The organism is Floridaenema aerugineum BLCC-F46, from assembly GCF_041929345.1.
Lineage (GTDB): Bacteria > Cyanobacteriota > Cyanobacteriia > Cyanobacteriales > Aerosakkonemataceae > Floridanema > Floridanema aerugineum.
The window spans coordinates 1-9,049 of sequence record NZ_JBHFNQ010000001.1 but is presented as its reverse complement, the minus strand read 5'-3'; the positions used below and the strand labels follow the sequence as shown (position 1 = coordinate 9,049).

The window sequence follows — 9,049 nt, the reverse complement described above, 5'->3', positions numbered from 1 at the left end:
GAGGACTTTGAATTCACTTGTTTGTTGAATTCCCCCCTTATTAAGGAGGACTTTGAATTCACTTGTTTGTTGAATTCCCCCCTTATTAAGGAGGACTTTGAATTCACTTGTTTGTTGAATTCCCCCCTTATTAAGGGGGGTTAGGGGGGATCAAAACGAGAATATTTGTAGCAACTTGGGTTAACAGAATCTTCAGTTTCTATTTCTCACTGTTTGGGCAATTTTATGCCAAATTAATCCAGCGATAATCAATCCTAATCCAGTTAACCAAATTTGTTGTTCTACCCAAAAGGCGAGAAATAAACAAGCTAATAAACCTAACCAAGCGATCGCTTTTGGGTAAAGTCTTCCTTCAGATGGAATTGCTAATGCTGCTAAATTGGTAATTGCATAATAAATTAAAACACTAAAAGCACTGAAAGACCAAGTAGTTTTGACATTGCCAATTAGAACTAGTAACGCGATCGCAATTCCTACAATTATCACCGCCCAAAATGGAGTCGTACCTGTCTCATTTAATCTGCCAAAAACTCTCGGTAAATCTCCGCGTCTTCCCATTGCCAAAACTACGCGAGATAAACCTAAAATTAAGTTAAGAAGTACTCCTAACATGGCAGTAATTGCACCAATGGCAATAATTTGAGAACTTCCCGGAATACGAAAGCTTCGCGCCGCTACTTCTAAAGGTGCTGCTTTGCTAGTTGCTGCTTGACTAAGTGTGTCTGCACCTACAGTTCCCACACTGACTATTGCTACTACAATGTAAAGCAACATTGTGACAATCATTGTCAAAATAATTGCTTTAGGAATCGTTTTTCTTGGTTCTCTAACTTCTTCCCCTAAAGTAGCAATTCTTCCATAACCCGTGTAAGCAACAAACATTAAAGCACTAGCATGAAGTATAGCTGTAATGGGATTAATTGATTCTTGATTTGGAGTGGCGAAAAATGGTGTAAGATTGGTTAATCCTTTGGTTGTTAATACTGGTAATCCGGCGATTATAAAAAAGCCAAGTGTTAGTAAGGTAATGGAGACGATCGCAATATTCGCAGTATTCGATCGCTTAATTCCCAAAAGAATAATGACCGTAAACAAAGTTACTGCAACTAATGCGATCGCCACTAACAAATTTCGGTTAGATATCCGAAAAGCATTAAGTAAATATCCCGCAAAACCTAATGCAGCAGTCGCCGCAGAAGCACTTTTTGCGACTAAAAACATCCAACCTGCGGTAAATCCCAACCAAGGATTGAGATATTTATAACCATATTCGTAAGTCCCTCCACTTACGGCATGATTCGCAGCAAGTTGAGCGCTATTTAAACCGTTGCAAATTGCTACTAATGCCCCGATCGCTACTGCTAAAATTACTGCCGATCCTGCAATTCCCGCAGCAATTCCAATGCTAACAAATACGCCCGTGCCGATAATCGACCCCAAGCCCATCATAATAGCACCAAAAACTCCCAACTCTCGTTGCAATTGTGACGACGGCGAAGGCATCACTTATTTCTCCCAGTCTTTTAAGGTTGCTGCGTTTCCACCACTTCCAATACTGCTCGGGTTTTGGGTAGGGGCGAAGCATTCGGGACAAAATTTATGGCCCAAAACCTAGATTTTCTGCCCGAATGCTTCGCCCCTACAGACCAAAAATTTGCGGTTCTTCTTTGATCCGTTTCCAGTTAGTACCAGAATTGCCAGAATCGGAATCATCATGGCGATCGCTATCTGATTCTCTACCAGGAATTAGTTTTTGTAAAGCACGCGCAATCCAAGGAGTAAATCCAATAAACAATGCTACTCCTAATACATTAAATATTAGTTATGAAATTCTGATTTAAAACTCTAATAAATCCACAATTGGTAGTAAAATTCAATTTGGCGATCTAGAGTTGACGATCGCCTGGTTTCCCTAACCTTTGGATTTGATGTAACAAATGAGAAATATTTTAAAATTAGGTGTGTTGGGTGCGATCGCTAGTAGTTTACCTTTACTTGTTTGCCAAGCTACTGCAAATCGTTCATTTTTACCCGATTATACCCCACTAAAACCACAATTTTTGGTTGGGGTGACTGCTGATGAAATCATAAATTTGGCACGGCAAAACCAAAAAGTAGTGAATCAAGAGGAAGTACGTTTTCAAAAACTGATGCAATCCGCTCAATATCAGAACTTATCTAATCTGTCAATGAGTGAAATTATGCAGACAATTGCCGAATATTTTCTAGGCGCAGAGTACAAAGCAAATTTATTAGATAAATCAAATCCAGAAACTTTAGTCGTAACGCTAGATAAGTTTGATTGTGTTTTGTTTGTGGAAACTGTGTTAGCGATCGCTCGCGGAATAGCAGTTAAAGATTACTCTTATCAAACCTTTGTCAATCATCTGCAAAATCAACGTTATCGCAACGGAGAACTCCCAGAATATTGCCACCGCTTACATTACTTCTCTGATTGGATTATTGATAATCAAAATCGGGGAAATGTGCAAAATATTTCTTTAGAGTTAGGCGGGATTAGCCAGAATAAAACTCTCAATTTTATGAGCAAAAATAGAAATCGTTACCCGCTAATGATTAACAATGATGCTCATTATCAATGTATCGTGAAAATGGAATCTAATTTAACAGGAGTAACTGTTAATTATATTCCAAAACATCGGATTAGTCGCGTTTATTCCCAACTTCAACCAGGAGATATTATTGCTGTCGCTACCGATATTCCCGGTTTAGATTTCACCCATACGGGATTAGTTTATCGCCATACAAACGGCAGAGTTGGTTTTATTCACGCTTCACCAGCAGGAACGGTAACAACTGCCCGCGATCTACAAAGATATGTGAGAAACGTCAAAAATTCAATCGGGATTGTTGTGGTCAGAGCGATCGATCCACGCCATCTCCAGCGCTAACATTACTAGTCTAAAGGAAATCCAGCCTCAACAGTATTTCTTAAATAATTTTTTCCTTATGATAAATAATAAGTTTTGTTAATAAAAATTGACAAAAAGCATTTACTTTATTCCAGGAAGCCATTGATCCCCAGTAGTTGATTCTTTTGGACGGTAAGTATTATAGTTTTGTATACTAGAGTTAATAAAACGTAAAAAATAAAGGTAAAAATCGACGGGTAAAGTTAGCAAATATTGCGGAAGTATTACCCAGAGATCGTTACTATTCTTGTGATTGAGTGAAAAAGAGGCATTCCTACAGGAAGCCATTTCATAACAAAAACTTTTCGTTTCAACAGGCAGACATAAGCGTGAGTCAACAACAACTAGCTGAGTCAAGAAGGTACAATCCACAAGCGATCGCTAATTACTACAAAAAACGTCCTTGGTTAGCAGTATGGCGAACTTTAACCGTAATCTGGATGTTTGCCGGGTTTATTTTAGGGTTAAAGTTAGATGAATGGTCGGGGCAAGTAGAGGAGAATAAGTCAAGAAGAGCTTGCCAGTTACGGGAAATACTCACTCACCTGGGGCCAACATTTATTAAAGTAGGTCAAGCACTCTCAACAAGACCAGACTTAATTCGTAAAGACTTTTTAGAAGAGTTAGTCAAATTACAAGATCAATTACCACCGTTTGATACGGCGATCGCCTTTAGAATTATCGAAACCGAATTAAAAAGACCGATAACAGAAGCATACGCGACTATTTCACCGCAACCAGTCGCCGCTGCCAGCTTAGGGCAAGTTTATCGCGCCAGACTGAAAACTGGTGAAGAAGTAGCCGTAAAAGTCCAACGTCCTAACTTGCTTCCGGTTATAACTTTAGACCTTTATTTAATGCGTTGGTCAGCAAGTTGGTTAGCACCTTGGCTACCTCTTAATTTAGGGCATGACTTGACCTTAATTGTCGATGAATTCGGGACAAAGTTATTTGAAGAAATAGATTACTTAAACGAAGGGCGCAACGCCGAAAAATTTGCTGCTAACTTCCGCGATAATCCAGAAGTAAAAGTTCCCGTGATTTACTGGCGCTATAGTTCCCATCGAGTGCTGACTTTAGAATGGATTTACGGACTGAAACTCACCAACACCGAAGAACTTGAAAAACAGGGACTCGATAGCGATGCGATTATTCGGATTGGCGTAACATCAGGATTACAACAGTTATTAGAACATGGATTTTTCCATGCCGATCCGCACCCTGGTAATTTGTTTGCTATCCCGCCTCAATGTCCGGTTGATGCAGAAAGACAGCCTAGCAAATGGGTGCAGGGTGGTCAAATGGCTTATATTGATTTCGGGATGATGGATCAGTTAGAGCAGGAAACAAAAGAAACCCTGGTCGATGCTGTGGTACATCTGATCAATAAAGATTACGAGCATTTAGCAGAGGATTTTGTTAAACTCGGCTTTTTAACTCCAGAAACCGATATTAATCCCATTGTTCCAGCGTTAGAAGCGGTGTTGGGCGATGTGATGGGCGAAAGCGTGCGGGATTTTAATTTTAAAACGATTACCGATCGCTTCTCGGAATTAATGTTTGATTATCCCTTCCGCGTTCCTGCTAAATTTGCTTTAATTATTCGTTCTTTGGTGACACAAGAAGGGTTAGCACTAAGCATTAATCCGAATTTTAAGATTGTGGAAGTTGCTTATCCTTATGTAGCGCGAAGATTGTTAACCGGAGAAACTCCTCAGTTGCGGCGACGTTTAATTGAGGTGTTATTTAAAGATGGTAGATTCCAATGGCAGCGGTTAGAAAATCTAATTGCGATCGCTCGTACAGACGACAATTTTGACCTCTTCCCCACCGCCCAACTCGGTTTACAATATCTCCTGTCTGATGAAGGTAAATTCCTGCGTCGTCAGTTAGTTCTGGCTTTAACAGAGGACGATCGACTACATACCGAAGAAGTTCAACGTCTGTGGAATTTAATTAAAAATGAAATCAAGCCAGCCCAAATATTTAACGCAGCTTTGGGCGCATTGGCAGAATTTTCAACCCTCCCATCTGTAGAAGCTTTGGCAGCTTTTTCTGGTCGCCAAACTTTGCAGTAAAACATCCCTTGCCTGATAAGATTTAATCTCAGAATTAATAATTGCAGGAGTTATTCGTGTTCCTAATTCAAGACCCACCTTACTTTCTGCTAGTAGCTGGAATGCTGGCTGGACTGACATCAGGTTTAGCTTTTGAAGCAACACTGAAAGAACTGGTACAAGAATGGGCGAGAACTCGTTCATCTCGAATTTTTGCCAATTTACAAGGAGTGCAGTTGCAATTACCTTTTTTGGGAATTTGTATCGGAGTTTGCGTTTTTTTAGGGTCTGGGTTAGAGATTTTTGGCTTTCCTACTTGGCTTTCTTACGCAATTTCTATCCCACTGACAGTTTTTATGGGTTGGCTCGTTTGGTCCCAACTTGGCAAACTTTTAATGCAGTTAAACAAGGGAGGATCCCGAGCTTTAGATTTAGATTCTTTCAGCTAAAGTTTTGTCGAAAGCTTGGGAGAGCGTTGAACTTCTCCTGATGCTATTAGTCACTCAATTAATAAATCTTCGTCAGTCAGTCATTTTAACTTATGGTTAAGGACTGACTTTTTTATACAAAATATTAATTTTGGCGAAAAGCCAGAAAACAGCTGTTATCCTGACAAAAGATAAGAACTTGTGAGTAATCCTTATTTAGCAACTCTTGGATGCCACTAGGCAAAAAAACTGATTTTTTTATCAGAATTAGGGATTAAAATGAAAGAAATCCTGATTTTTTTGGGTTTAATTATAGGGACATTAGTATTAAACAGGATTGGTATAAAAGTTTTAAAACAACGATGGAATTTGTGGCTAGGCTATGGGATTCCAGCTTGTTTAATAATGCTGTTTATGTGGAATGTTTCCGACCCAAAACCCCCATTTGGCGACTTTACTAAAGCTTACTATCCAGCTGGAAGATGGGTGCTTGAAAATCCTTTAAGTTTGTACAAAGGTAAAGGATTTAATGGATTTGTCAATATTCCTATAATTGCACATTTATTTACACCTTTGGCTTTATTAGATAAATTTAATGCTGAAATGGCTATGCTATTACTGGGCATAGTAGTAATGATTGCAACTTACTATTATTTAGTAAAGCAGACAGGTATTACAGGCTGGAAAAAAATCGTTTTGTTGGGGATTTTTGCGATTAACGGGCCTTTATACTATAGCCTGAAGCAAGGAAATACTACGCATTTTATGCTGTTGCCCTTGTTGGCAGCAGTTTTTTTATTGGCAGAAAAGCGGGAATTTTGGGCTGGAGTTTTATTAGCGATCGCATCACTAATAAAATTACCTTTGCTGCTTTTTGGTGGGTATCTTCTGGCGCGGCAAAAATGGCAAGCACTCGCAGGTTTTACAGGAACTATCCTAGCAGTTGTAGGAGCGTCGATACTAATTTTTGGTGTTAATTTACATACAGTTTGGTATCAAGAATGCGTTTTACCTTACATTGGCAAACCAATCAGTAGATATAATGTTCAATCAGTAGATAGTTTCTTGATTCGTCTGGTAGCTAGTCCTAGCGTATTGGGAACTGGAACTCCCATAGAAGTAGATTGGCCCTTCAAAGTAGTGAGATATTTATTGTTAGCTTTACTGATAGGCGGATCGATTTGGATATGTTGGCGTTCCAAACAACCTCTGACTCCAGAAACGGCGAATCTAGAATTTTGTATAGTTCTTTGTTTAGCAATTATCATCAGTCCAATTTCTTGGACACATTACTATGTTCTATTACTTGTACCTTTATCTTTATATGTTTGCGATCGATTACCGATTCCTCAAAACCGCCTCTGGTTAGCCTTAATGGGAATAGCCACTATATTAGTATCATTGCCTGTCAAAGGTGCTGGTGGTTCCAACAATCCAGTTTTTCGGTTTTTCGTTTCCCGGATATTTATTTCCCATTACTTCTTTGGCGGAGTTCTCCTGCTAGGAATATTATTAGCTGCTAGGTGGTACAATTCATGTCGCTTTCAGTTAGACAAAGCTAGTATAAATGCTGAAGTTAATATGGCTTATCATCAGCTATAACAGAAATGGACAAGGAGGTTAGTCATGTTAACTAACCTTTTATTTGTGCTTTTAATTGCGATCGCCTTTCGTAAAGCTAGATAACCCTTTATCCAAAAAGTATTGCTATCTATAGAAAGAGAAATTCACTATGAATGAAGACTCATTATCGCCTCGAGAAAAAACTCCCGCAACCGTTTCCTCTAACAATAAATTTGCCGGGGAAAAAGTGCTACTAATTGACTTTAAAATTCCCACTTACGTCTATATTCTGCTTTTCTATATCTCCTCATTACTAATCACAGGATACGTTATTTACTCCAGTAACCAAGCTTTACAAATACCACTGATTTATAAACTTAACGAGCCCACTTTATATCCCAACGATCCATTTGGCGATACGCTGCCATATTATTCATCTATGCTTTGGCGAGTCATAGCTTTACTTGTCAAAGTTATTCCCTTAGAACCTTTACTACTGACTTTATTTCTGGTTTATCGACTGTTTTTAATTTATGCTGCCAGTCATTTAGCCCAAACTTTTGCCCCCAAATCTCAACTCGCTGCTGTCGGTGCGATGGCGTTATTCGCCTTAGCTCTCGACCCAATTTTAGGTTCAGGTACGATCGTTTCTAATACCTTTGAACAGACTGGTTTATCTATACCATTTTTTCTACTGGCAACTGCATCTCTATATAAGTTCAATCCAATTTGGTGCGCTGTTTGGACAGCAATAGGATTTAACTTAAATAGTATGTATGGAACCTACACTTTAACATATTTTGGGGCGGTATTTTTACTAGATTCCAATTACTTGAAAGCCTGGAAAAAATGGCTACCAGCCTTCGGTTTATTCCTCATATTAGCCTCTCCAGCCATATTCCTCACCCTCTCTGCATTTGGTCGAGGTGCTACCGATAACAGCTTGTGGCTAATAGCTAGTGAAATTCGTTTTCCCCATCATCTTTATCCCTTAACTTGGGACAAAGCAGTATTTGGGCGATTCTTTCTTTTAATTATCTTACTATTAACTTTCCTCTATCAATATAGAGATAGAATGGGCAAGCTATTTAAGCATAGTGTAATCTGGGCTGGAGTGGGTATTTTCTGGCTGGCTTACGCTTTTTTTGCTGCCTATATTGCCAAGTCGCCTTCGATGATAGTCATGCACCCTGCTAGAGGAACTGACTTATGGTATTGCTTCGCCGCAGTTGCTTTTGTTTCAGCTTGTGCCATTAAATTAGAAGAAACAAAAGGTTGGCAAAAAAGAGCATTTTTAGCCGCAGTTTTTGGCGCTACAATTTTGATTTGGAATCCAATTTTAGGCCCTTATATTATTGCAGTTTGCATCATTGCCTTAATTTTGCATCCCGTAGCTTACTATCTTTTGTGTAAGGTTAGCCCCAATCGTTTGGCTATTTTACTAACACTTTCAGTTTTCTTATTTGGATTACAAAATTTTCAAAGTGACTTGTCAAAAAGTAAGAGTTTTGCAGCGGCTTTTATTAATCAACCAGCATCTACGCTTGTAGAAGTTGCTAACTGGGCAAACGCTAATGCTCCTAGCGATGCAGTATTTATTGTAGACCCTACTGGCTGGGGAGAACATTTTCGCGGTTTGGCAAAACGTCCGGCTTTTGTAACTTGGAAAGATGGTTCAGCAATCCTTTGGGATCGACCTTATGTAAAGACTTGGGCCCAAAGAATTAAAGCTCTGGGTGTTGATATTACTGATTCGGGTTTAACGGAGAAAAAGGTGAGACAAAAGCTAAAGTCTTTATATGCAAAAATGTCTGATGAAGATGTAAAGCTTATTCAGTCTCGCTTTCCTGTTAAGTATTGGATTGTACCACCAAAAAAGGTTTCTCAATTCCCTCAAGTCTTTGAAAACAAAACCTTCAAAGTATTAGAAATCAATTAATCGTATGTTGTTGCGGGGTGGGGCCCCGGAAAAACCAAATTAAAAAATAACACAAAACACACCAAAAAAACAAAAAAAAAAAAAAAAATTTTTAAATTTAAAAAAATTTTTTTAAAAAAATAAAATTTA

The 9,049-nt window shown here is 38.8% G+C and carries 7 protein-coding genes; 5 read left to right on the top strand and 2 right to left on the bottom strand.

Annotated features, from left to right (window positions below; translation table 11 throughout):
- Positions 1 to 192: 192 nt before the first annotated feature.
- Entirely contained in the window at positions 193 to 1,503 is a 1,311-nt protein-coding gene (locus ACE1CC_RS00035) for an APC family permease (RefSeq protein WP_413268427.1), read from the bottom strand.
- A gap of 136 nt (positions 1,504 to 1,639) precedes the next feature.
- Positions 1,640 to 1,795 (bottom strand): hypothetical protein, encoded by a 156-nt coding sequence (locus tag ACE1CC_RS00030; RefSeq protein WP_413268426.1) that lies wholly within the window; start codon positions 1,793 to 1,795, stop codon positions 1,640 to 1,642.
- A gap of 142 nt (positions 1,796 to 1,937) precedes the next feature.
- Between ACE1CC_RS00030 and ACE1CC_RS00025 the strand changes: the two genes are divergently transcribed.
- The 5 genes from ACE1CC_RS00025 to ACE1CC_RS00005 all read left to right on the top strand — a co-directional run bounded on the left by ACE1CC_RS00025 (position 1,938) and on the right by ACE1CC_RS00005 (position 8,920).
- Positions 1,938 to 2,912 (top strand): N-acetylmuramoyl-L-alanine amidase-like domain-containing protein, encoded by a 975-nt coding sequence (locus tag ACE1CC_RS00025; protein ID WP_413268425.1) that lies wholly within the window; start codon positions 1,938 to 1,940, stop codon positions 2,910 to 2,912.
- 350 nt (positions 2,913 to 3,262) lie between these two features.
- The gene (locus ACE1CC_RS00020; protein WP_413268424.1) at positions 3,263 to 5,011 is read left to right on the top strand and encodes an ABC1 kinase family protein; all 1,749 of its coding nucleotides are present in this window, start codon (positions 3,263 to 3,265) and stop codon (positions 5,009 to 5,011) included.
- 101 nt (positions 5,012 to 5,112) lie between these two features.
- Positions 5,113 to 5,439: a hypothetical protein gene (locus tag ACE1CC_RS00015; protein ID WP_459563772.1), complete on the top strand. Its 327-nt coding sequence runs from the start codon at positions 5,113 to 5,115 to the stop codon at positions 5,437 to 5,439.
- A 258-nt stretch (positions 5,440 to 5,697) separates the two neighbouring features.
- Positions 5,698 to 7,020 carry a glycosyltransferase family 87 protein gene (locus ACE1CC_RS00010; RefSeq protein WP_413268422.1) on the top strand — a complete coding sequence of 441 codons (1,323 nt, stop codon included), beginning with the start codon at positions 5,698 to 5,700 and terminating at the stop codon, positions 7,018 to 7,020.
- Between the two features lie 130 nt (positions 7,021 to 7,150).
- Positions 7,151 to 8,920: a DUF6798 domain-containing protein gene (locus ACE1CC_RS00005; RefSeq protein WP_413268421.1), complete on the top strand. Its 1,770-nt coding sequence runs from the start codon at positions 7,151 to 7,153 to the stop codon at positions 8,918 to 8,920.
- Positions 8,921 to 9,049 lie beyond the last annotated feature (129 nt).

What these genes read in the sequence shown, in the direction of transcription:
- ACE1CC_RS00005 (WP_413268421.1), top strand. Translation starts at nt 7,151, where the DNA reads ATGAATGAAGACTCATTATCGCCTCGAGAAAAAACTCCCGCAACCGTT.
- ACE1CC_RS00010 (WP_413268422.1), top strand. Translation starts at nt 5,698, where the DNA reads ATGAAAGAAATCCTGATTTTTTTGGGTTTAATTATAGGGACATTAGTA.
- ACE1CC_RS00035 (WP_413268427.1), bottom strand. Translation starts at nt 1,503, where the DNA reads ATGCCTTCGCCGTCGTCACAATTGCAACGAGAGTTGGGAGTTTTTGGT.
- ACE1CC_RS00025 (WP_413268425.1), top strand. Translation starts at nt 1,938, where the DNA reads ATGAGAAATATTTTAAAATTAGGTGTGTTGGGTGCGATCGCTAGTAGT.
- ACE1CC_RS00015 (WP_459563772.1), top strand. Translation starts at nt 5,113, where the DNA reads ATGCTGGCTGGACTGACATCAGGTTTAGCTTTTGAAGCAACACTGAAA.